Origin of the sequence: Flavicella marina (assembly GCF_009193215.1) — a bacterium.
Taxonomy (GTDB): Bacteria; Bacteroidota; Bacteroidia; order Flavobacteriales; family Flavobacteriaceae; genus Flavicella; species Flavicella marina.
In genome coordinates, this window is record NZ_VYVA01000001.1 from 157344 (window position 1) to 180635 (window position 23292).

The following is a 23292-nucleotide window of genomic DNA, read 5'->3' on the forward strand; positions in this document are numbered from 1 at the left end:
CTTTAGGTTTTTATTTCAAAGAATAAAACGAAACAAATCTTTTTAAAAAGCTAAAAGACATATAATTTGATAAAAAAAGTATCTTTGCAAAATGGGCAGAAAAAAGAAAAATTACGTTTTTGAAAACGTTGAAGTTATAGATGCAGGCGCTAGAGGTAAATCGGTAGCGAAAGCTCCTGATGGAAGAGTTATTTTTTTAACAAATGCTATTCCGGGTGATGTAGTTGATATCACAACGGGAAGAAAGAGAAAAGCTTATTTTGAAGGTACCGCTACAAAATTTCATAAATACTCTGACAAACGTGCAGAGCCCAAATGCACCCATTTTGAACACTGTGGAGGATGCAAATGGCAGCATATGAAATACGAAGACCAACTCTTTTATAAAGAAAAAGAAACTGTTCAAAATCTTCAGCGTATTGGTCATTTAGAATTAGAAAACATCACTCCTATTTTAGGCTGTGAAGAATCCTATTTTTACAGAAATAAAATGGAGTTTTCATTTTCTAGCAATCGTTGGTTGACTTATGAAGAAATCAATTCTCAAGAAGAAGTTGACAATAAAAATGCACTTGGCTTCCATATTTCAGGAATGTGGGATAAGATTCTAGACATCGAAAAATGTTATCTACAAGAAGACCCTTCTAACGAAATACGAAACACAATAAAGGAATTTGCTATTGAAAACAATATCGAATTTTACAATCCGAGGGAACAAGAAGGACTTTTAAGAACCATGATGTTGCGTATAGTATCAACTGGTGAGATCATGTTAGTAATTCAATTTTTCAAAGAAGACAAAGAAAAAAGAGAATTATTACTGAATTTTATTCTCGAGAGATTCCCAAGCATTACCTCACTACAATACATCATTAATAGTAAAGGCAATGATTCTATTTACGATCAAGAAATAGTTCTATACAATGGTAGAGATCATATTTTTGAAGAAATGGAAGGTTTACGTTTCAAAATAAATGCCAAATCTTTTTACCAAACAAACTCAAAACAAGCGTACGAATTATATAAAGTTACAAGAAATTTAGCCGCACTAACAGGTGAAGAACTAGTATATGATTTATACACCGGAACTGGAACTATTGCGCAATTTGTCGCTAAAAAAGCAAAAAAAGTAATTGGTGTAGAATCTGTACCAGAAGCTATAGAAGATGCTAAAGGTAACGCCGAACACAATAAAATTGATAATGTTGATTTTTATGTAGGAGACATGAAAGAAGTATTCACTTCTGAATTTATCAAAACACATGGACAACCAGATGTTATTATTACGGACCCTCCGAGAGATGGAATGCACAAAAAAGTGGTAGAACAGATTTTAAACATCTCACCTAAAAGAATTGTTTACGTAAGCTGTAATTCTGCAACTCAAGCGAGAGATTTGGCATTGATGAAACATCAATACAGAGTTTCAAACAATCAAGCTGTGGACATGTTTCCACAAACACACCATGTTGAGAATGTTGTGCTCTTAGAATTAAAATAATACACGAACTCATCTCATAAAAAAAAGCCAAATAAAATAATTCATTTGGCTTTTTTTATTTGTTAAAAACAAAAACTATAGAGCATCTAACCTTGCTTTCATTTCTTTTTGCTTGTCGTACATTTCTAACAATTCATACAAACCTACTAACGTACTTAATGTATTTTCGTTTTGAGGCTTCAATTCCAATGTTTTCTCAAAGTAAGGCAAAGCTTCTTTATAAACTACTTTCTGTTTTTCGTTTAACTCATCATACTTTTTGAAATTCGAAAGATTCTCATTCATTTCCTCAATAATAGGTTTTGTCTTTTCTAAAATTGCAACCCCAATATTATTGTATGCATCCGCATAATCTGGCTTCAACTCAATAGCCTTTTCAAACGCCTTAATTGACTCCTCGATATACCCTTGTTCTAAAGTCAAAACTCCAACATTATAAAACAACAACGGATCATCTGGTCGTAACTCGATAGCTTTTCTAAGACCTTCCAAAAACTTTTCGTTATCTCCTAATTTATAGTAAATATTAGCTTCACTAATAATTAAAGTATAATCATTTGGATATAATTTCTTAGCTTCTCCAATTGCCTTTAAAGCCCCTTGTTCATCTCCTTTTGCGATATAACTCAAAGCTATATTTTTCACTACATCTCCTGCCCTTGATTCTGTTTGATACACCTCTGGATTCGTAGCTGCTTTTAAAACAACCTGATTATTCATCTCTTTTTGTGATGAAAAATACATATACTCACCATTAATTGCACTTTTAGCTCTATACTGCGTTGCAATTCCAGTATACCCCAACTCTAATAATTTCTTATAAATTCTAATTGATTTATCATAATCTTTATCCAAAAACGCACTTAAGGCTGCATTGTCTAGAAAAGAGGTATCTCTACTACTTAATGCATACACCGTTTCAAATTGAAAACTTGCATTTTTATAGTTCTTCTCTTTGTAGAATTTAGAACCAGATGCAGCAAATTTCTGTACATATTTTTGCAGTTCAGCTTCCGCTTCTTTAAGATACTTTTTTAAGTTGTTTTCTTTTTCAAATTCAATCAACTCTTTGTAAGCTCTAGCAGCTGGCTTATCATTTTTCCAATTTTTACCATCACCTCTTAAAGCTTTTGCTTTAATATAATAGTACTTTTCCTTCAATTTGGCATCCATATCCGCCAACATAGGATCTACTACTTTAAGCTGCTCTAAAGCTTCGGTATACTTTTCTTTTTTCAACGATTTCTCAGCTGTTTTTAATTCTTTTTTCTGAGAAAAAACTGACACACTAAACGATAGCATGAACAGTAATAATAATCTAATTTTCATATGTTTATATTTAGTCTTCTGATTGTTGTTCTGCATCTGCAGAAGTTTGTTCATTTACTCCTTCTGAATTTTCAATAGTTGTTTGGTCTTCAGTATCAACATCTTCATCTTCCTCATGCATCACTTTTGCCACAGCTGCAATTGAATCACTATCTTTAATATTGATAAGCTTCACTCCTTGCGTTGCTCTACCCATCACTCTTAAATCACTCACTGCTAAACGAATGGTAATACCTGATTTGTTGATAATCATCAAATCATCCTCATCAGTAACATTTTTGATCGCAACGACATCACCTGTCTTTTCAGATATATTCAAAGTTTTCACTCCTTTTCCTCCACGATTCGTTATTCTGTAATCTTCAAGATCCGATCGTTTCCCATATCCTTTCTCTGAAACAACAAGAATATTACTATCCATATCATTTACAGCGACCATACCAACTACTTCATCACCTTCATGAGCTAAAGTTATTCCTCTAACCCCAGAAGCATTTCTACCCATTGGTCTTGTTTTCTCTTCTTCAAAACGGATAGATTTACCAGATTTTAATGCCAACATTACTTGACTATCACCAGTAGTTAATTTAGCTTCTAAAAGTTCATCACCCTCTTTAATTGTAATCGCAGCAATACCATTAGCTCTCGGACGAGAATATTGCTCTAACAAAGTCTTTTTAACCTGACCTTTTTTAGTAGCCATAATGATGTAATGACTGTTGATATACTCTTGATCTTTTAAATCTTGTGTTACTAAGAATGCTTTTACTTTATCATCTGGTTCAATATTAATCAAGTTTTGCAATGCTCTACCTTTTGCTACTTTACCTCCTTCCGGAATTTCGTAAACTCGCATCCAATATACTTTCCCTTTCTGGGTAAAGAACATCATATACTGGTGATTCGTCCCTACAAACAAATGCTCTAAGAAATCTTCATTTCTAGTAGAAACTCCTTTTTGACCACGACCTCCTCTATTTTGAGTTTTGTACTCTGTCAAAGGTGTACGCTTCACGTAACCCGCATGAGAAATAGTAACAACTACCTTAGAATCAGGAATCATATCTTCTATTCTCATATCAGCTCCTCCAAATTCAATCATCGACCTTCTCTCATCTCCGTATTTATCTCTTACTTCAATAAGTTCGTCTTTGATAATCGTCATTCTTCGAGGCTCATTAGCTAGAATATCTTTTAAATCAGCAATCAACAACATGATTTCTTCGTATTCACTTCTCAACTTGTCTTGTTCTAGACCTGTCAATTGACGTAAACGCATTTCAACGATTGCTTTCGCTTGTATCTCTGTCAAACTAAAACGTTCAATCAATTTAGCTCTAGCTTCATCCGCATTGCTAGATGCTTTGATAATCGCAATAACTTCGTCAATATTATCACTTGCAATAATTAACCCTTCAAGAATATGTGCTCTAGCTTCAGCTTTCTTTAATTCAAATTCTGTTCGCCTAACAACAACTTCATGTCTATGCTCAACAAAATGATGAATCATTTGTTTCAAATTCAACAACTCAGGTCGTCCATTGACTAAAGCGATATTGTTTACGCTAAATGATGTTTGTAACGCAGTATATTTGTATAATTTGTTTAAAACGATATTCGGAATAGCATCTTTCTTTAAAACATACACAACCCTCATTCCATTTCTATCAGACTCGTCACGAATATTGGCAATTCCTTCAAGTTTTTTATCATTCACCAACTCAGCAGTCTTCTTGATCATTTCTGCTTTGTTGATTTGATATGGAATCTCGGTTACAATAATACAGTCTCTTCCTTTTACTTCTTCAAAAGAAGCTTTGGCGCGAATTACAATTCTACCTCTTCCTGTATGAAACGCATCTTTGATTCCTTCTGTACCATACAATACTCCTCCAGTAGGGAAATCCGGTGCTTTGATGAATTGCATTAACTCATCAATCTCTATTTCTCTGTTGTCTATATACGCTACTGTACCATTGACTACTTCAGTTAAGTTATGAGGTGGCATATTTGTTGCCATACCTACTGCAATACCTGAAGCTCCATTTACTAACAAAGTAGGAATACGCGTTGGCAAAACCGTAGGCTCTTTTAACGTATCATCAAAATTTAGTTTATGGTCTACTGTTTCTTTTTCGATATCTGCCATCATTTCTTCAGATATCTTTTTCATACGAACCTCCGTATAACGCATTGCTGCCGGACTATCCCCATCGACAGAACCAAAATTCCCTTGTCCATCTACCATCATGTAGCGAACGCTCCAATCTTGAGCCATACGCACCATTGCATCGTATACTGAAGTATCACCATGTGGGTGATACTTTCCAAGTACCTCTCCAACAATTCTTGCCGACTTTTTATAAGACCCTGTGGCTTTAATACCCAACTCATGCATTCCAAACAAAACTCTTCGATGCACTGGTTTCAAACCATCTCTTACATCTGGTAAAGCCCTAGAAACGATTACAGACATTGAATAATCAATGTATGCGGATTTCATCTGTTCTTCAATATTGATAGGTATCAACTTTTCCCCGTCTGCCATATAAATATATTTTATTTTTTACGTGATTTTTTTCTGAAAAGCAAGATACAATTTTTAGTGTTTTTAGCAAGAAAAACCAACGCTACATTTAGATAGAGTTATTAACATTTTTCATTCGTTTTTAACAGTTTTTAGACAACTGAAAATCAAGTACTTTTTTCTAAAAAAATGTTAATACTGCATTTTTTTAATAACAATGGATAAAAATTTGTAATTTTTTATAAAAATTTCTACTAAATTTACCTAAATCAAATCAAAAACTATGGACGATAATTTCTCACAAAAAGTAAAAGATGTTATAGGATACAGCAAAGAGGAAGCATTAAGACTGAGCCATGATTTTATTGGTACGGAACACTTAATACTAGGCATACTCAGAAAAGCTGAAGGGAAAGCTATTGACATATTGACATCATTAGATGTAAATCTTGATTATTTAAAGAAAAAAACAGAAGCTTTGAACCCTTCAGAGCCTTCTTTGAATTCAGATACAGACAAGAAAAAACTTCATTTAACTCGACAAGCTGAAAAAGCGTTGAAGACAACTTTCTTAGAAGCAAAACTATATCAAGACACCGCGGTAAATACTGGGCACTTGTTGTTATGCATTTTAAGAAATGAAAATGACCCTACAACGAAACTGTTAAATGGTTTTGAAATCAATTACAATGAAGTGAAAGCTTTATTCAAACAATTGAGTGAAAATCATGACGAATTTTCAGATTTACCTACTGCAGAAAGCAATCAAGACGATGAGTTCGAAAGCAACAAACCAAATCCTTTCGATCCGCAACCTTCAAAAGGAAAAACAGTGACAAAATCAAAAACACCTGTTTTAGATAATTTTGGAAGAGATTTAACTTCCCTTGCAGAAGAGCACAAATTAGACCCTGTTGTTGGTCGAACTGAAGAAATTGAGAGGGTCTCTCAGATCTTAAGTAGACGCAAAAAAAACAACCCAATGCTTATTGGAGAACCAGGAGTAGGGAAATCTGCAATTGCTGAAGGTCTTGCCTTGCGAATTGTGCAACGTAAAGTATCACGAATACTTTTTGATAAACGCATCGTATCACTAGATCTGGCAAGTTTAGTTGCTGGAACGAAGTATCGCGGACAGTTCGAAGAACGCATGAAAGCTTTGATGAATGAGTTAGAAAAAAATCAAGATATCATCTTATTTATCGATGAAATACACACCATTGTAGGTGCAGGAGGTGCAACCGGCTCATTGGATGCTTCTAACATGTTAAAACCTGCATTAGCTAGAGGAGAAATTCAATGTATTGGCGCAACGACTTTAGACGAGTACCGTCAAAACATCGAAAAAGATGGTGCCTTAGAAAGACGTTTTCAAAAAATTATTGTTGAGCCTACATCAATTGAAGAAACGGTGCAAATTCTTCACAACGTAAAAGAGCGCTACGAAGATCATCATAATGTGATTTACACTCCAGGTGCAATTGAAGCTTGTGTGAAATTAACAAATAGATACATGACTGATCGTTTTCTTCCGGACAAAGCTATTGATGCGTTGGATGAAGCTGGATCTAGAATTCACATTACCAATATTGTAGTACCCCAACAAATCATTGAGTTGGAAAATAAGCTTGAAGAAATCAAAACAAGTAAAACAAACGCTGTAAACCGTCAAAAATACGAAGAGGCAGCGAAACTCAGAGATGACGAGAAAAACATTGAAGCGGCTCTAAAATCAGCTCAAAACCAATGGGAAGAAGCATCCAAAGAAAATAAAGAAATTGTTACTGAAGACAATGTTGCAGAAGTTGTTTCGATGATGACCGGAATCCCTGTAAACAGAGTCGCTGAAGCAGAAAGCAATAGACTTAGCGAATTACCGGACAAAATAAAGGGAAAAGTAATTGGTCAAGACGATGCAGTGGCAAAAGTTGTAAAAGCCATACAAAGAAATAGAATCGGTTTAAAAGATCCGAACAAACCTATCGGTTCGTTTATATTTTTAGGATCTACAGGTGTCGGTAAAACACAACTTGCAAAAATTTTAGCAAGCGAATTATTTGATTCAAGTGATTCTTTAATTCGTATCGATATGAGCGAGTATATGGAAAAATTTTCAATCTCTAGATTGATCGGAGCCCCTCCAGGATATGTAGGTTATGAAGAAGGAGGTCAATTGACAGAAAAAGTTAGACGCAAACCTTATGCTGTAGTACTTTTAGATGAAATTGAAAAAGCCCATCCAGATGTTTTCAATATGCTTCTGCAAGTTTTAGACGAAGGATTTGTTACGGACAGTTTAGGAAGAAAGATAGACTTTAGAAATACAGTTATCATAATGACTTCGAACATAGGAGCTCGTCAATTGAAAGACTTCGGTGGTGGAGTTGGTTTCGGAACTGCTGCCAAAGAACAGCAAGCCAATGATCACGCAAAAGGAATTATTGAGAATGCATTGAAAAAATCTTTCGCACCTGAATTCTTAAACCGAATTGATGACGTAATCATATTTAATGCTCTAGAAAGAGAGGACATCCATAAAATCATTACGATTGAATTGAAAAAACTTCTTGACAGAGTTTCTAAACTTGGCTACACGTTAACTTTAAGTGACAAGGCTAAGGATTATATCGCTGAAAAAGGTTTTGATAAAAACTATGGAGCGAGACCTTTAAAACGAGCTATTCAAAAATATGTTGAAGATACTTTAGCGGAAGAAATCGTAAATTCGAAACTTTCTGAGGGAGATTCGATACTTATGGATCTCGATTCCAAAACTAATGATCTCACCATAAAAATAGTTAAGAACAAAGAAGAAACATCGAAATAAAAAAAAGAGCCATCAGGCTCTTTTTTTTATTTATAATTTTACGAAAAACGTACGAATACTATAACCTAGTTCCTTTTCAATCCTATCCAGAGAAACCGATAAAATAGTACCATAGTTTTCTAATTTATTAATTTGATCGGACGTTAAACATTTTTCGGCTGTCGAAGACATAACAAGAACGCTTTCATCGGAGTTATTTTTTACCTGCATCATTTCTCCTACGAAGTTTTTTGATTGTTTTTCAGTTATATAAATCAATTCTTTTCCAAATCTTTTAAGTTGAGAAACTACAAGTTTTCGTTCTTTTTTATCTTTTATCAACTCACCACAAAACAATATAAAATCACCACAAATATTAATCACACTACTTGAATACATCACTTCTTGGTTGTTCATATACATCCCAGAAAACACCACTGGAGTAAACTCTAAATCTTCACAAAATTCAATAAACAAACTTTCATCGGTTTTACTCGAAACACATGCAAAAGCTACTGAGGCTTCCTCATCATAAACTACACTAGAACTGCCTTCCAAAAATGCACCATCCAATTCTGCATCTGAATAATCAATGACATTCAAAATTTTATATCCAGAAGATTCAGCAATATCAAGTACCCTTTCATCTCTTAATTTTTGACGTTCATTAGAAGCTAAAGGGTAAACTACTACATTACCCGAACCCATAAAACCAATCCAATCGTTTAATAATAGTACATTCAAATTGGGTTTTTCAGAATGTACGATATTTAAGGAAACGTTGTTTTCTGTAACCGAATTAATCAATGATTCAATTTCATTAGCGAATTCTGGATTCACTTTTTTAAGAAGCGGCTTTACCAACAATAAATTATCACCCATAATGCAAAAAAAGAAAAACCTCATAGCATCAATACTATGAGGTTTGTATATTTAGATTAAAAAATTATCTATTCTCTACAGAAACAAAATCTCTTAATTTCTCTCCAACATACAATTGACGAGGACGCCCGATTGGCTCATGTTTGATTCTCATCTCCTTCCATTGAGCGATCCATCCTGGTAGTCTACCCATTGCAAACATCACAGTAAACATTTCTACAGGAATTCCCAATGCTCTGTATATAATTCCAGAATAGAAATCAACATTCGGATATAAATTACGAGCTTTAAAGTACTCATCACTTAACGCAACTTTTTCAAGACCTTTCGCGATATCCAAAACTGGATCATTGATACCTAAATCAGCCAATACTTCTTCAGCTGCAACCTGAATAATTTTTGCTCTCGGATCAAAGTTTTTGTAAACTCTATGTCCGAATCCCATCAATCTAAACGGATCATTTTTATCTTTAGCTTTCTCAATATATTTATTGTAATCTCCACCATCATTTTTGATATCTTCCAACATCTCAATTACCGCTTGATTCGCACCACCATGCAAAGGTCCCCACAAAGCAGAAACACCAGCTGAAATAGATGCAAACAAACCAGCATGTGAAGATCCTACAATTCTAACAGTAGATGTAGAACAGTTTTGCTCATGATCTGCATGAAGAATCAACAACTTATCCAAAGCATTTAAAACAATTGGATTGATTTTAAATTCATCATTTGGTTTGTTGAACATCATTTTATAAAGATTTTCAACATAACCTAAATGCACATCACCATAATCTAATGGCAAACCTTGTTTTTTACGTAAAGTCCATGCTGCTAATACAGGAAATTTAGCCATCAATTTAACAATGGCATCGTACATATCATCGCGAGATTCAATATTAACCGACTCTGGATTAAATGCGATCAATGAACTCGTCAACGCTGATACAACTCCCATCGGGTGTGCTGACTTTGGAAATCCATCTAAAATCTTTTTGATATCTTCATCAACTAAAGCCTCAGCACTAATGTCATCGTGAAACTTTTGCAATTGCTCAGCAGTTGGTAACTCACCAAAAATTAGCAAGTAAGAAGTTTCTAAAAAGTTTGACTTTGCAGCTAAATCTTCGATAGAGTATCCTCTATATCTTAAAATACCTTTCTCTCCATCTAAAAAAGTAACAGCACTCTCGCAAGACCCTGTATTCTTATAACCCGAATCTAACGTAATTACTCCCTCAGTAGCGGCTCTCAATGATTTAATATCAATTGCTAATTCGTTTTCAGTTCCTTGCATTAAAGGAAATTCGTATTTTTTACCGTTTACTTCTAGTTTCGCTATATCAGACATATTCTATTTATTTTAAGTTTCTCAGGTTTGGTTTCTAAGAGTTGCAAATTTACATAAAATAGGTTGTTTTTACCACAAAAATAATCGCAATAAATATGGTGTTTTTTTAAGAAAACCATAAAATTACATACACAATCACCTAATACGTTAGTGTAAATAAGGCATTTTTCAATAATTGTAATGAAAACAATAATCAGAAAACGCATATTTTTAAATATAATGCAAAAAAAAGCCCCTTCTTAATAGAAGGGGCCTTTAATTCTACAGTAAAGAATTATTTCAATTTGAAAGCTTTATCCTGAGGATAATAAGCATTTTCTTCTAATTCTTCTTCAATTCTAAGTAATTGATTGTATTTAGCCATACGATCAGATCTAGAAGCAGAACCAGTCTTAATTTGGCCAGTATTCAAAGCTACTGCCAAGTCAGCAATAGTATTATCTTCTGTTTCTCCAGATCTATGAGACATAACAGATGTAAACCCTGCATTTTTCGCCATGTTTACCGCAGCAATAGTTTCTGTTAAAGTACCGATTTGATTAACTTTAATCAAAATAGAATTTGCAATACCTTCTTCAACACCTTTAGACAAACGCTCTACATTAGTTACAAATAAATCATCTCCAACCAATTGAACTTTATCTCCAATTTTTTCAGTCAAGTACTTCCATCCTTCCCAGTCATTTTCATCCATACCATCTTCAATTGATATGATTGGGTACTTAGCTGATAATTCTGCTAAATAATCTGCTTGTTCTTCTGATGTTCTTACAGCTCCGCCTTCTCCTTCGAATTTAGCGTAGTTATATTTCCCATCTTCGTAGAATTCAGCAGACGCACAGTCTAATGCTAATTTTACTTCATCACCTGGCTTATATCCAGCTTTTTCAATTGCAGATAAAACAGTTTCAATAGCATCTTCAGTACCATCAAAAGTTGGAGCAAATCCACCTTCATCACCTACTGCAGTACTCAACCCTCTATCATGCAAAATTTTTGCTAAATTATGGAATACTTCAGATCCAATTTGTAACGCATGAGAGAATGACTTAGCCATAACTGGCATGATCATAAATTCTTGGAATGCAATAGGAGCATCTGAATGAGATCCACCATTTACAATATTCATCATTGGCACAGGAAGTGTATTAGCACTTACCCCACCGATATAACGATATAATGGTTGGTTTAATTCATTTGCTGCAGCTTTAGCTACTGCTAATGAAACACCTAAAATCGCGTTAGCACCTAATTTAGATTTATTTGGAGTACCATCTAAATCAATCATTGCTTGGTCAATTGCATTTTGCTCAAAAACAGAGAATCCTAATAACTCTTCAGCGATCGCTGTGTTCACATTGTTTACTGCTGTTAACACACCTTTCCCCATAAAATCACTTCCACCGTCTCTTAATTCAACTGCTTCGTGTTCACCAGTAGAAGCTCCAGATGGAACTGCCGCTCTTCCTAATACTCCACTTTCAGTGATTACATCTACTTCTACCGTAGGGTTCCCTCTCGAGTCAAAAATCTGACGTGCATGAATGCTAATAATTACGCTCATTTTATTTTTATTTTTAGTTTATTCTTAAATCGTATGCAATTTACAAAACACCTGTAATCCCACACTTTAATTTTATTTTATTTCCTAAATCGTATTCGTAAAACCAATCCCAATTTAAGACAAATTTCTTCATTTAAAAATGAAGAAATTGTTATCGATTTACTTCTTTAAACTATCAATAAATTGATCGAATAAATAAGAAGAATCATGAGGTCCAGGATTTGCTTCTGGATGGTACTGAACTGAAAAACAATTTTTGTCTTTGATACGAATACCAGCCACCGTATTGTCATTCAAATGAATGTGAGTCACTTCAACTTTATCATTCCCTTCTAAAGAAGCTCTATCAATTACGAAACCATGGTTTTGAGAAGTAATCTCTCCTTTTCCAGTGATCAAATTCTTTACAGGGTGATTGATACCTCTATGTCCATTATGCATCTTTTTCGTAGATACTCCTTGAGAAATACCAATTACTTGATGCCCTAGACAGATACCAAACAATGGTAAATTTTGTTCAATGATTTCTCCTGCAACTTTTTGTGCATTTTTTAAAGGCTCAGGATCTCCAGGCCCATTTGATAAAAAGTATCCATCAGGATTAAACCCTTTCAATTCTTCTAAAGAAGCCGTATTTGGAAATACTTTAATATAACAATCTCTCTTCGCAAGATTTCTTAAAATATTAGTTTTGATACCTAAATCAAGTGCTGATACTTTGTAGCTAGCATTTTCATCACCATAAAAATAAGGTTCTTTTGTTGATACTGTAGAAGCCAAATCCAATCCTTCCATATTTGGTACTTCTTTTAATTGGGCTTTTAGACTCTCAACATTATCAACTTCAGTTGAAATTACAGCGTTCATAGCACCTTTATCTCTAATATAACTTACTACAGCTCTTGTATCAACATCTGTAATAGCAAGTAAATTATGTTTTTCTAAGTACGCTTCTAACGAACCTGAAGATCTATCTCTAGAGTAAGGAAAACTAAAGTTTCGGCAAATTAAACCAGCAATTTTAATTCCATTTGATTCCACTTCATCATCATTCACACCATAGTTTCCTATATGTGCATTCGTAGTCACCATCAATTGACCCGAATAAGATGGATCTGTAAAGATTTCTTGGTAACCAGTCATTCCTGTATTGTAACAAACTTCACCAAATGAAGAACCTTCGATACCTACCGATTTTCCTTCAAAAATAGTTCCATCTTCTAATAATAAAATTGCCTTTTTTAAATTTTTATAATTCATGTGTATAAGATCTACGTTCGTTGAAAACTATCAACTCAAAATTATTATGTACTTTTTTTGCTGTGCAAAGATACTTAAAGCACTTTACATTTCCTTGTGGTATATAAAAAAAGGATAAACTAAAAAATAGTTTATCCTTTTATATAATTGTTATTTATATAACATCTTATTCTTCTGAAGATTTAGTTTCCTCAGCAGCAGCATCAGCAGCAGGTGCTACAGCAGCATCAGCTTTCTTTCTACCTCTACGAGTCGACTTTTTCTTCTTAGCTCCATTTGGATTGTAAACTTCGTTGTAATCAACTAATTCCACCATACACATAGAAGCATTATCTCCTTGACGGTTTCCTAATTTGATGATACGAATATATCCTCCTGGACGATCAGCAACCTTTACTGAAACTTCTTTGAATAATTCAGTTACAGCATACTTGTTTTTCAAAACACTAAATACCAATCTACGGTTATGTGTAGTATCGTTTTTAGATTTTGTAATGATAGGTTCAACAAATTGACGCAAAGCTTTTGCTTTCGCTTCTGTTGTGTTAATACGTTTGTGCTCAATTAATGAACAAGCCATATTAGCTAACATTGCTTTTCTATGCGCTGTTTGTCTTCCTAAATGGTTGAATTTTTTTCCGTGTCTCATGACCTTTTGTTTTTGCTTTCATCTTGCTCAACTCATTATTGAGGAGCAAATTATGAAAGATTAATCTTTATCTAATTTGTATTTGCTTAAATCCATACCGAAATTCAAACCTTTTACATGAACTAATTCATCTAATTCTGTTAAAGATTTTTTACCGAAGTTACGGAACTTCATTAAGTCATTTTTGTTGAATGATACTAAATCACCAAGAGTTTCAACTTCCGCAGCTTTCAAACAGTTCAACGCTCTAACTGATAAATCCATATCAATTAATTTTGTTTTCAACAATTGACGCATATGTAAAGATTCTTCATCATATGTTTCAGTTTGAGCAATTTCGTCTGCCTCTAAAGTAATTCTCTCATCAGAGAACAACATAAAGTGGTGAATCAAAATTTTTGCTGCTTCAGTTAATGCATCCTTTGGGTTTATAGAACCATCAGTAACGATATCAAAAACTAATTTTTCGTAATCCGTTTTTTGTTCTACACGGAAGTTTTCTACTGCATACTTTACATTCTTAATAGGAGTGTAAATAGAATCAGTAAAAATCGTTCCAACAGGCACATTTACTTTCTTGTTTTCTTCTGCAGGTACAAATCCTCTACCTTTTTCGATAGTGATTTCCATATCAAACTTCACATTGCTCTCTAAGTTACAGATAACTAAATCTGGATTCAATACTTGGAAACCAGAAGTGAATTTTTGAATATCTCCTGCTGTGATTTGCTCTTGTCCTGAAACTGAAATAGAAACTGTTTCTCTATCAGTATCTTCTATTTGTTTCTTAAAGCGTACTTGCTTAAGATTAAGGATAATTTCAGTAACATCTTCCACGACTCCTTCTATAGTAGAAAATTCATGCTCTACACCCTCTTTTCTGATAGATGTGATCGCGAATCCTTCTAAAGAAGAAAGTAATACTCTTCTCAATGCGTTACCTACTGTTAAACCAAAACCTGGTTCTAAAGGTCTAAACTCAAATCTACCTTCGAAATCAGTAGATTCAATCATTATTACTTTGTCGGGTTTCTGAAAATTTAAAATTGCCATAGTTTAACGGGTGTCAAAAATTATTTAGAGTATAACTCTACTATTAGTTGTTCTTTGATGTTCTCAGGAATTTGAATTCTTTCAGGTACTGATACGAAAGTTCCTTCTTTCTTTTCAGCATTCCAAGTCAACCACTCGTATACGTTACTATTAGCTGCCAATGCATCTTCAATAGCTACTAATGATTTAGACTTTTCTCTTACTGCAATTACATCTCCTGGTTTCAAAGAGTAAGAAGGGATATTTACAATCTCTCCGTTCACAGTAATATGTCTGTGAGATACTAATTGACGAGCTCCTCTACGAGAATTTGACACTCCTAAACGGAATACAACATTATCTAAACGAGACTCACAAAGTTGTAATAATACTTCACCTGTAATTCCTTTGCTACTAGAAGCTTTGTCAAATAAGTTACTAAATTGACGCTCTAAGATTCCATAAGAATATTTAGCTTTTTGCTTTTCTTGTAATTGCATAGCGTATTCAGATTTTTTTCCTCTACGTCTTGCATTACCATGTTGCCCTGGAGGGTAATTTCTTTTTTCAAAAGATTTATCATCTCCGAAAATTGCCTCTCCAAACTTACGAGCAATTTTAGTTTTTGGTCCTGTATATCTTGCCATTTCTATTTGTTTATGATCAGGGATTGTGAATTAAGGCGAACTCCTTCGACAACCTAGTTCCTAATCTAATTTAAAATTAATTATACTCTACGTCTTTTTGGTGGACGACAACCATTATGTGGAATTGGAGTTACATCGATGATCTCAGTAACTTCGATACCATTGTTATGCAAAGTTCTAATTGCAGACTCACGTCCGTTACCAGGTCCTTTTACATAAACTTTTACTTTTCTTAATCCTGCTTCGTGTGCAACTTTAGCACAATCTTCAGCAGCTGTTTGAGCAGCATATGGAGTGTTCTTTTTAGAACCTCTAAAACCTTGCTTACCAGCAGACGACCAAGAAATTACATCTCCTTTTTTGTTTGTTAAAGAAATAATGATGTTGTTAAATGAAGCCGTGATGTGCGCTTCACCCACAGACTCAACAATAACCTTACGCTTTTTTGAATTTGATTTAGCCATAATTTCTAGTTATTATTTAGTAGCTTTCTTTTTGTTAGCTACAGTTTTTCTTTTACCTTTTCTTGTTCTAGAGTTGTTCTTAGTTCTTTGTCCTCTTAATGGAAGACCTGATCTATGACGAATTCCTCTATAACATCCGATGTCCATTAAACGTTTGATGTTCAATTGAGTTTCTGAACGCAATTCACCTTCAATAGTGAAAGTACCTGCTTGTTCACGAATTTTCCCAATTTGCTCATCCGTCCAATCTTGAACTTTGATGCTTTCGTCTACTCCTGCGTTCGCTAAAATTTCTTTAGCTCTACTGCTACCAATTCCAAAAATGTAAGTTAAAGCAATAACTCCTCTTTTGTTTTTTGGTATGTCAATTCCTGCTATTCTTGCCATAACTTACCCTTGTCTTTGTTTGAATCTAGGATTCTTTTTGTTGATTACATATAATCTGCCTTTTCTACGCACAATCTTGCACTCGGCACTTCTCTTTTTTATTGATGCTCTTACTTTCATCGTATAATGTTTTAGTATCTATAAGTAATTCGAGCCTTAGTTAAATCATAAGGACTCATTTCTAACTTCACTTTATCGCCTGGTAACAATTTGATATAATGCATACGCATTTTACCAGATATATGAGCGGTTACGATATGACCATTCTCAAGTTCTACTCTAAACATTGCATTAGACAATGCTTCAGTAATTGTTCCGTCTTGTTGTATTGCAGCTTGTTTAGCCATATTACAAAGATGATTTTCTTTTATTTCCTACTTTCATCAAACCGTCATAATGACTGTTCAATAAGTAAGAGTTAATTTGTTGAATTGTATCAATAGCAACACCCACCATAATAATTAATGAGGTACCTCCATAAAATAATGCCCAATTTTGTTGAATACCAAACTGAACCGCAATTGCCGGAAGAATTGCTAATAATGCTAAAAATAATGATCCTGGAAATGTAATTCTAGATAAGATTGAATCCAATCTTTCTGCAGTTTCATGTCCTGGTCTTATTCCTGGAATAAACCCTCCACTTCTTTTCAAATCGTCAGCCATTTTATTTGTAGGGATTGTAATCGCAGTATAAAAATAACTGAAGATAATAATCAACACTGCAAACAAAACGTTATAACCTAAACCATTCATGTCTGCAAAACTAGCTGCAGTAGCTTGAAAAGATCCTTCCACTTTTTGAGCTAATGCTCCTGGAATAAACATAATTGCTTGCGCAAATATGATAGGCATAACACCTGCTGAATTCAATTTTAATGGAATGTATTGTCTTGTTCCTTCTACTTCTTTGATATCTCCAACTACAGATCTTCTAGCATATTGAACTGCAATTCTACGAACGGCAGTAACTAATAATACTGAAGCTAGGATAACTAAGAACCAAACAACAATTTCTAACAATATCATCATTACTCCTCCTGCTCCACCATTAGCCGTTTTCGAAGCTAATTCCTGAGCAAATGAAGAAGGGAAACGAGCAATAATACCAATCATAATTAATAACGAAATACCGTTACCAATTCCTTTATCAGTAATTCTTTCTCCTAACCACATCGCAAACACAGTACCTGCCATCAATAAAATCATAGACGAGAACCAGAAAAACCCAGTACCAACTACTGCATCCGATACGAAAGCAGATTGAGGCAAAATAGATGCCATATTAGTAATATAGGCTGGTCCTTGAACTAAAGTAATACCAATAGTCAACCAACGTGTAATTTGTGTAGTCTTTTTTCTTCCACTTTCTCCATCCTTTTGAAGCTTTTGTAAATAAGGAACCGCGATTCCCATTAACTGAACTACAATAGAAGCAGAAATATATGGCATAATTCCAAGAGCCATAATAGATGCTCTTGAAAACGCCCCTCCTGTAAATGCATTTAATAAACCTAACAAACCACCGTCGGCTTGATTTTCTAAAGCAGTTAACTGAGTTGGATCAATTCCAGGTAATGGAATTTGAGCCATAAAACGGTAAACCGCCATTAAACCAAGTGTTAAAAGAATCTTATTTCTAAGTTCTTCAATTTTCCAAATGTTCTGTAAGGTTTCTATAAAATTTTTCATTTACTTAAATCTTCTTATAAAGTTACTGCTGATCCTCCTGCTGCCTCAATTGCCGCTTTGGCAGATGCAGTAAATTTATGTGCAGTAATATTCAACTTTGCTTTTAACTCACCACGACCTAATATTTTCACTAAGTCATTTTTATGAGCCAAACGAGCATCAATTAAAGCATTCAAATCAACAGTTTCGTTAATTTTTCCAGCTTCAAAAAACTCTTGCAATTTATCAAGGTTGATCCCTTGATATTCTTTACGGTTAATGTTTGTAAAACCAAACTTAGGAACACGTCTTTGCAAAGGCATTTGACCTCCTTCGAATCCAATCTTTCTTGAATATCCAGAACGTGACTTTGCACCTTTATGTCCTCTAGCAGCAGTTCCACCTTTACCAGAACCTTCTCCTCTTGCTATTCTTTTACCTTTCTTTACAGATCCCTCTGCAGGTTGTAAGTTACTTAAACTCATTACTCGAATATGTTTATTTAATTTCTTCTACAGAAACTAAGTGATTAACTTTTTTTACCATTCCAAGTATTGTCGCTGAAGCTTCATGTTCTACTACTTGGTTTAACTTACGCAAACCTAATGCAACAAGAGTTTTCTTTTGAGAACCTTCTCTTCTGATTTGGCTTTTTACTTGTGTAATCTTAATTTTTCCCATCGTACTTCAATTTAACCGTTAAAAACTTTATCCAAAGAAATACCTCTTTGCTTCGCGATCGTATGAGCACTACGCAATTGTAATAAAGCATCAAAAGTTGCTTTTACCACATTATGTGAGTTAGATGATCCTTGAGATTTTGATAATACGTCATGTACTCCAACTGAATCCAATACCGCACGTACAGCACCACCGGCAATAACCCCGGTACCATGTGAAGCTGGCTTCAAGAATACTCTTGCTCCACCAAATTTACCTTTTTGTTCATGAGGTAAAGTAGCGTTAATAATAGGAATTCTTACCAAGTTTTTCTTAGCGTCTTCGATTGCCTTTGCAATTGCAGAAGCAACATCCTTAGATTTCCCTAAACCGTGTCCTACAACTCCGTTTCCATCTCCTACAACAACAATTGCAGAAAATCCGAAAGCACGTCCACCTTTTGTAACTTTAGTTACCCTGTTCACACCTACTAAGTGATCAACTAGCTCTAAACCACTAGGCTTAACTCTTTCTACGTTTTTATATTTTTGATACATACTTTAATTCTTAAAATTTTAAACCAGCTTCTCTAGCTGCTTCAGCTAATGCTTTAACTCTACCGTGGTACAAGTATCCGTTTCTATCAAAAGAAACAGTTTCTATCTTCGCAGCAATTGCTTTTTCTGCAATTGACTTTCCTACTGTAGAAGCTATTTCAGATTTAGATCCTTTAGCGTCAACTCCTTTATCTCTAGATGATACTGAAACAATCGTGTTTCCAGTTACATCATCAACCAATTGAGCATAGATTTCTTTGTTACTTCTATACACAGATAATCTTGGTTTCTGCGCAGTTCCAGAAATAACTTTTCTAATTCTAGACTTAATTCTTTGTCTTCTTTCAAGCTTTGATAATGCCATAATGCTATATATTATGCAGATTTACCTGCTTTTCTTCTTAATTCTTCACCTACGAACTTAACTCCTTTTCCTTTGTATGGTTCAGGTTTTCTGAATCCACGAATCTTAGCAGCAATTTGACCTACTAATTGTTTATCGAATGAAGTTAATTTTACGATCGGATTTTTTCCTTTTTCTGATACTGTCTCAACTTTCACCTCTGGAGCGATGTCGATTACAATATTATGAGAAAATCCTAAAGCTAAATCTAGCTTTTGACCTTGGTTAGAAGCTCTGTATCCAACACCTACTAATTCTAATTCTTTAGTAAATCCTTTTGATACACCTTCAACCATATTGCTAATAAGTGCTCGGTACAAACCATGACTTGCTTTATCAGATTTACTTTCTGATGGTCTTTCAAGTACGATTACACCTTCCTCTTCTTTTACTGTGATACCTCCGTTTATTTCTTGAGACAACTCACCTAATTTACCTTTTACAGTAACCAAGTTATCTTTGATAGTAACGGTCACACCTTCTGCGATTGCTATTGGGCTTTTTCCTATTCTTGACATAATACTATCTTTTTAATAAACGTAACATAAAACCTCTCCTCCAACATTCTCTTGACGTGCCTTCTTGTTAGTCATCACACCTTTAGACGTTGAAACGATTGCAATCCCTAAACCATTCAATACGCGAGGCATCTCAGATGCATTCACATATTTTCTAAGTCCTGGCGTACTAATACGTTCTAATTTCTTAATTACTGACTCTTTAGAATCAGCATCATACTTTAAGGCAATTTTAATAGTCCCTTGAACAGTAGTGTCCTCGAACTTGTAGCTTAAAATGTAACCTTGCTCGAACAAAATTTTTGTGATATTCTTCTTCAAGTTTGAAGCAGGAATTTCCACAACTCTGTGTCCGGTTGCAGCAGCATTTCTTATCCTAGTAAGATAATCTGCAATTGGATCTGTGTACATATATACTAATTTGCGGTAGCGGTTTTTCGTCTCACTCTGAGACAAAACCTGAAACCAATTTATATTCTATTTTCTCAATGAATTCAAGCCTTTAGAGCTAAAAACTCATCATTTTCCTGTTACCTAGATACAGATAACAGCGTGCAAAGATACTAAAATATGTATAATATCTTCTAAAAATCGAAATTTTATATCGACAAAAAACTCTATTCCAAAAGAAATAGAGTTTTTATATGTAATTAACTGGTGTTTACCAGCTAGCTTTTCTTACACCTGGTATCAAACCTTGGTTTGCCATTTCACGGAATGTCACACGAGAAATTCCGAATTGACGCATATAACCTTTAGGTCTTCCTGTTAATTTACAACGATTGTGTAAACGAATAGGAGATGCATTTTTTGGTAACTTTTGTAACGCTTCATAATCACCAGCTTCTTTCAAAGCCTTTCTTTTTTCAGCATACTTAGCTACAACTTTTGCTCTTTTCACCTCACGGGCTTTCATTGATTCTTTAGCCATATCTTAGTTCTTTTTAAATGGTAACCCTAGTTCTGTTAATAATGATTTAGCTTCTTTATCAGTTGGAGCAGTAGTTACAAATGTAATATCCATTCCACCGATTTTATTCACTTTATCAATATTGATCTCAGGGAAAATGATTTGCTCAGTAACTCCTAATGTGTAGTTACCACGTCCATCAAATCCGTTAGCTTTAATTCCATTAAAGTCTCTTACACGAGGTAAAGAAGCTGTAATCAATCTATCTAAGAACTCATACATTTTCGTCCCTCTCAAAGTTACTTTAACACCAATTGGCATTCCTTTACGTAATTTAAAAGTTGCGATATCTTTCTTAGATAAAGTTACTACAGGTTTCTGACCAGTAATCGTAGCTAATTCTTCAACAGCATAATCGATTAATTTTTTGTCAGCAATTGCAGCACCTACACCTTTACTTACAACGATTTTCTCTAATTTTGGTACTTGCATTACGTTACTGTATCCGAACTCTTCAGTAAGAGCAGATACGATTCTTGTCCCGTAATCTTCTTTTAGTCTTGGTATATAGCTCATATTAAATAGCTTTATCTGATTTTTTAGAAAAACGTACTTTCTTTCCATCCTCTAATCTATAACCAACTTTCGTTACGTTACCGTCTTCTAACAACGCTAGATTAGAAACATCTAAAGAAGCTTCTTTCTTCACAATTCCACCTTGAGGATTTTGAGCGCTAGGTTTAGTATGCTTAGATACTAAATTTACACCCTCTACGATTGCTCTGTTTTTCTCAGCGAAAACACGAGTAATTTTTCCTTCTTTTCCTTTTTGATCACCAGCAATAACTCTTACGTTATCTCCTGTTTTTAATTTTAGCTTCGCCATTTTTTATAATTTTAAAGCACTTCAGGTGCTAATGATACAATTTTCATGAATTGTTTATCACGAAGTTCTCTAGCTACAGGTCCGAATACACGAGTACCTGTCATCTCTTCAGATGCGTTTAACAATACACATGCATTGTCATCAAATCTGATATAAGATCCGTCTTTACGTCTGATCTCTTTTGTAGTTCTTACAACAACTGCTCTATGAACTTGTCCTTTCTTTGCAGATCCGTTAGGAGTTGCGCTTTTCACAGAAACAACAATTTTGTCTCCGATTGAAGCATAACGCTTTTTAGTACCTCCCAAAACTCTAATTACTAAAACTTCTTTAGCTCCAGTATTATCTGCTACTTTTAATCTTGATTCTGTCTGTAACATATTATTTAGCTCTTTCTAGGATTTCTACTAATCTCCAACGTTTAGATTTACTTAAAGGTCTAGTTTCCATAATCTTTACAGTATCTCCAATATTGCAGTCGTTTAATTCATCATGTGCAACATACTTTTTCGTTTTCAAAACGAATTTACCGTACATTGGGTGCTTTACTTTCTTTACCTCAGCAACTACGATAGATTTCTCCATTTTGTTACTTGATACAACACCAATTCTTTCTTTTCTAAGATTTCTTTTTTCCATCTTTTCTAGTATTTACTGAGCTCTATTAGTTAATTCAGTAGCGATTCTTGCAACTGTTTTTCTAATAACTTTCAACTGCAATGGATTTTCCAAAGGAGAAATCGCATGTGCCATTTTTAGATCAGTATAGTTTTTTTTGAATCCTGCTAGTTTTTCTTGTAACTCAGCTACTGATAATTCTTTAATTTCTGATTGTTTCATGTCTCTTAGATATTAAGCGTTATCATAATCTCTAGCTACAACAAACTTCGTTTGAACTGGAAGTTTTTGCGCTGCTAAACGTAATGCTTCTTTTGCAACTTCAAAAGGAACTCCTCCTACTTCAAATAAGATTCTTCCTGGTTTTACTACTGCTACGAAATATTCTGGAGATCCCTTACCTTTACCCATACGTACTTCTAATGGCTTCTTAGTAATAGGCTTGTCTGGAAAAATTTTAATCCATAATTGCCCCTCTCTTTTCATATAACGTGTTGCCGCAATACGAGCTGCTTCAATTTGGCGAGAAGTAAGTAAGTCTTGATCCAAAGATTTGATTCCAAACATTCCATTAGAAAGTTGGTTTCCTCTTTGAGAATTCCCTTTCATATTACCTTTCGCTTTCTGTACCTTACGGTATTTTACTCTTTTTGGCTGTAACATTTCTTAA

29 protein-coding genes are annotated in these 23292 nt (G+C 34.3%); 2 read left to right on the forward strand and 27 right to left on the reverse strand.

Annotation, left to right across the window (positions count from 1 at the left end; all coding sequences use genetic code 11):
* Positions 1 to 91 precede the first annotated feature (91 nt).
* Positions 92 to 1501 carry a 23S rRNA (uracil(1939)-C(5))-methyltransferase RlmD gene (gene rlmD, locus F6P99_RS00530; RefSeq protein ID WP_152285491.1) on the forward strand — a complete coding sequence of 470 codons (1410 nt, stop codon included), beginning with the start codon at positions 92 to 94 and terminating at the stop codon, positions 1499 to 1501.
* Between the two features lie 75 nt (positions 1502 to 1576).
* On the opposite strand, the gene F6P99_RS00535 is transcribed toward rlmD, so the two are convergent.
* Together F6P99_RS00535 and gyrA are read right to left on the reverse strand one after the other, a co-directional pair.
* The gene (locus F6P99_RS00535) at positions 1577 to 2830 is read right to left on the reverse strand and encodes a tetratricopeptide repeat protein (RefSeq protein ID WP_193315965.1); all 1254 of its coding nucleotides are present in this window, start codon (positions 2828 to 2830) and stop codon (positions 1577 to 1579) included.
* 10 nt (positions 2831 to 2840) lie between these two features.
* Positions 2841 to 5378 (reverse strand): DNA gyrase subunit A, encoded by a 2538-nt coding sequence (gene gyrA, locus F6P99_RS00540; protein WP_152285493.1) that lies wholly within the window; start codon positions 5376 to 5378, stop codon positions 2841 to 2843.
* 262 nt (positions 5379 to 5640) lie between these two features.
* Between gyrA and F6P99_RS00545 the strand changes: the two genes are divergently transcribed.
* Positions 5641 to 8184 carry an ATP-dependent Clp protease ATP-binding subunit gene (locus F6P99_RS00545; RefSeq protein WP_152285494.1) on the forward strand — a complete coding sequence of 848 codons (2544 nt, stop codon included), beginning with the start codon at positions 5641 to 5643 and terminating at the stop codon, positions 8182 to 8184.
* A gap of 30 nt (positions 8185 to 8214) precedes the next feature.
* Here F6P99_RS00545 and F6P99_RS00550 read toward each other — a convergent pair whose 3' ends face one another.
* From F6P99_RS00550 to rplP, 25 genes are all read right to left on the reverse strand, one after another.
* A complete protein-coding gene (locus F6P99_RS00550; RefSeq protein WP_193315966.1) occupies positions 8215 to 9045 on the reverse strand; it encodes an arginine deiminase-related protein in 831 nt (276 codons plus the stop codon).
* Positions 9046 to 9109: 64 nt separating this feature from the next.
* Positions 9110 to 10396: a citrate synthase gene (locus F6P99_RS00555; protein WP_152285496.1), complete on the reverse strand. Its 1287-nt coding sequence runs from the start codon at positions 10394 to 10396 to the stop codon at positions 9110 to 9112.
* 274 nt (positions 10397 to 10670) lie between these two features.
* Positions 10671 to 11960 carry a phosphopyruvate hydratase gene (gene eno / locus F6P99_RS00560; protein ID WP_152285497.1) on the reverse strand — a complete coding sequence of 430 codons (1290 nt, stop codon included), beginning with the start codon at positions 11958 to 11960 and terminating at the stop codon, positions 10671 to 10673.
* A gap of 159 nt (positions 11961 to 12119) precedes the next feature.
* Entirely contained in the window at positions 12120 to 13220 is a 1101-nt protein-coding gene (gene carA, locus F6P99_RS00565) for a glutamine-hydrolyzing carbamoyl-phosphate synthase small subunit (protein ID WP_152285498.1), read from the reverse strand.
* A gap of 166 nt (positions 13221 to 13386) precedes the next feature.
* A complete protein-coding gene (gene rplQ, locus F6P99_RS00570; RefSeq protein WP_152285499.1) occupies positions 13387 to 13869 on the reverse strand; it encodes a 50S ribosomal protein L17 in 483 nt (160 codons plus the stop codon).
* Positions 13870 to 13929: 60 nt separating this feature from the next.
* Positions 13930 to 14922, reverse strand: a complete 993-nt coding sequence (locus F6P99_RS00575; RefSeq protein WP_152285500.1) for a DNA-directed RNA polymerase subunit alpha — start codon at positions 14920 to 14922, stop codon at positions 13930 to 13932.
* Between the two features lie 20 nt (positions 14923 to 14942).
* On the reverse strand, positions 14943 to 15548 hold the full coding sequence (gene rpsD, locus F6P99_RS00580) for a 30S ribosomal protein S4 (protein ID WP_152285501.1): 606 nt from the start codon (positions 15546 to 15548) through the stop codon (positions 14943 to 14945).
* Between the two features lie 80 nt (positions 15549 to 15628).
* Positions 15629 to 16012: a 30S ribosomal protein S11 gene (gene rpsK / locus F6P99_RS00585; protein WP_152285502.1), complete on the reverse strand. Its 384-nt coding sequence runs from the start codon at positions 16010 to 16012 to the stop codon at positions 15629 to 15631.
* 12 nt (positions 16013 to 16024) lie between these two features.
* Positions 16025 to 16399 (reverse strand): 30S ribosomal protein S13, encoded by a 375-nt coding sequence (rpsM, locus tag F6P99_RS00590; RefSeq protein ID WP_152285503.1) that lies wholly within the window; start codon positions 16397 to 16399, stop codon positions 16025 to 16027.
* 3 nt (positions 16400 to 16402) lie between these two features.
* The gene (ykgO, locus tag F6P99_RS00595) at positions 16403 to 16519 is read right to left on the reverse strand and encodes a type B 50S ribosomal protein L36 (protein WP_013621733.1); all 117 of its coding nucleotides are present in this window, start codon (positions 16517 to 16519) and stop codon (positions 16403 to 16405) included.
* A gap of 11 nt (positions 16520 to 16530) precedes the next feature.
* Entirely contained in the window at positions 16531 to 16746 is a 216-nt protein-coding gene (infA, locus tag F6P99_RS00600; RefSeq protein ID WP_152285504.1) for a translation initiation factor IF-1, read from the reverse strand.
* Position 16747: 1 nt separating this feature from the next.
* A complete protein-coding gene (secY, locus tag F6P99_RS00605; RefSeq protein ID WP_152285505.1) occupies positions 16748 to 18091 on the reverse strand; it encodes a preprotein translocase subunit SecY in 1344 nt (447 codons plus the stop codon).
* Between the two features lie 14 nt (positions 18092 to 18105).
* The gene (rplO, locus tag F6P99_RS00610) at positions 18106 to 18555 is read right to left on the reverse strand and encodes a 50S ribosomal protein L15 (protein ID WP_152285506.1); all 450 of its coding nucleotides are present in this window, start codon (positions 18553 to 18555) and stop codon (positions 18106 to 18108) included.
* A gap of 13 nt (positions 18556 to 18568) precedes the next feature.
* Entirely contained in the window at positions 18569 to 18751 is a 183-nt protein-coding gene (gene rpmD / locus F6P99_RS00615) for a 50S ribosomal protein L30 (protein WP_152285507.1), read from the reverse strand.
* Between the two features lie 11 nt (positions 18752 to 18762).
* The gene (rpsE, locus tag F6P99_RS00620) at positions 18763 to 19287 is read right to left on the reverse strand and encodes a 30S ribosomal protein S5 (protein ID WP_152285508.1); all 525 of its coding nucleotides are present in this window, start codon (positions 19285 to 19287) and stop codon (positions 18763 to 18765) included.
* Positions 19288 to 19297: 10 nt separating this feature from the next.
* Positions 19298 to 19651, reverse strand: a complete 354-nt coding sequence (gene rplR / locus F6P99_RS00625) for a 50S ribosomal protein L18 (protein ID WP_152285509.1) — start codon at positions 19649 to 19651, stop codon at positions 19298 to 19300.
* A gap of 11 nt (positions 19652 to 19662) precedes the next feature.
* Positions 19663 to 20208, reverse strand: coding sequence for a 50S ribosomal protein L6 (gene rplF, locus F6P99_RS00630; RefSeq protein ID WP_152285510.1), 546 nt, complete (start codon positions 20206 to 20208; stop codon positions 19663 to 19665).
* A 12-nt stretch (positions 20209 to 20220) separates the two neighbouring features.
* On the reverse strand, positions 20221 to 20619 hold the full coding sequence (rpsH, locus tag F6P99_RS00635; RefSeq protein WP_152285511.1) for a 30S ribosomal protein S8: 399 nt from the start codon (positions 20617 to 20619) through the stop codon (positions 20221 to 20223).
* 250 nt (positions 20620 to 20869) lie between these two features.
* Complete coding sequence (rpsN, locus tag F6P99_RS00640) at positions 20870 to 21139, reverse strand: 30S ribosomal protein S14 (protein WP_152285512.1); 270 nt, start codon at positions 21137 to 21139, stop codon at positions 20870 to 20872.
* Positions 21140 to 21142: 3 nt separating this feature from the next.
* Positions 21143 to 21694: a 50S ribosomal protein L5 gene (gene rplE, locus F6P99_RS00645; protein ID WP_152285513.1), complete on the reverse strand. Its 552-nt coding sequence runs from the start codon at positions 21692 to 21694 to the stop codon at positions 21143 to 21145.
* A 1-nt stretch (position 21695) separates the two neighbouring features.
* Positions 21696 to 22004: a 50S ribosomal protein L24 gene (gene rplX / locus F6P99_RS00650; protein WP_152285514.1), complete on the reverse strand. Its 309-nt coding sequence runs from the start codon at positions 22002 to 22004 to the stop codon at positions 21696 to 21698.
* Between the two features lie 11 nt (positions 22005 to 22015).
* Complete coding sequence (rplN, locus tag F6P99_RS00655) at positions 22016 to 22384, reverse strand: 50S ribosomal protein L14 (protein WP_152285515.1); 369 nt, start codon at positions 22382 to 22384, stop codon at positions 22016 to 22018.
* Position 22385: 1 nt separating this feature from the next.
* On the reverse strand, positions 22386 to 22643 hold the full coding sequence (rpsQ, locus tag F6P99_RS00660; protein WP_152285516.1) for a 30S ribosomal protein S17: 258 nt from the start codon (positions 22641 to 22643) through the stop codon (positions 22386 to 22388).
* A gap of 12 nt (positions 22644 to 22655) precedes the next feature.
* On the reverse strand, positions 22656 to 22844 hold the full coding sequence (gene rpmC / locus F6P99_RS00665) for a 50S ribosomal protein L29 (protein ID WP_152285517.1): 189 nt from the start codon (positions 22842 to 22844) through the stop codon (positions 22656 to 22658).
* A 12-nt stretch (positions 22845 to 22856) separates the two neighbouring features.
* Positions 22857 to 23285, reverse strand: a complete 429-nt coding sequence (gene rplP / locus F6P99_RS00670; RefSeq protein ID WP_152285518.1) for a 50S ribosomal protein L16 — start codon at positions 23283 to 23285, stop codon at positions 22857 to 22859.
* Positions 23286 to 23292 lie beyond the last annotated feature (7 nt).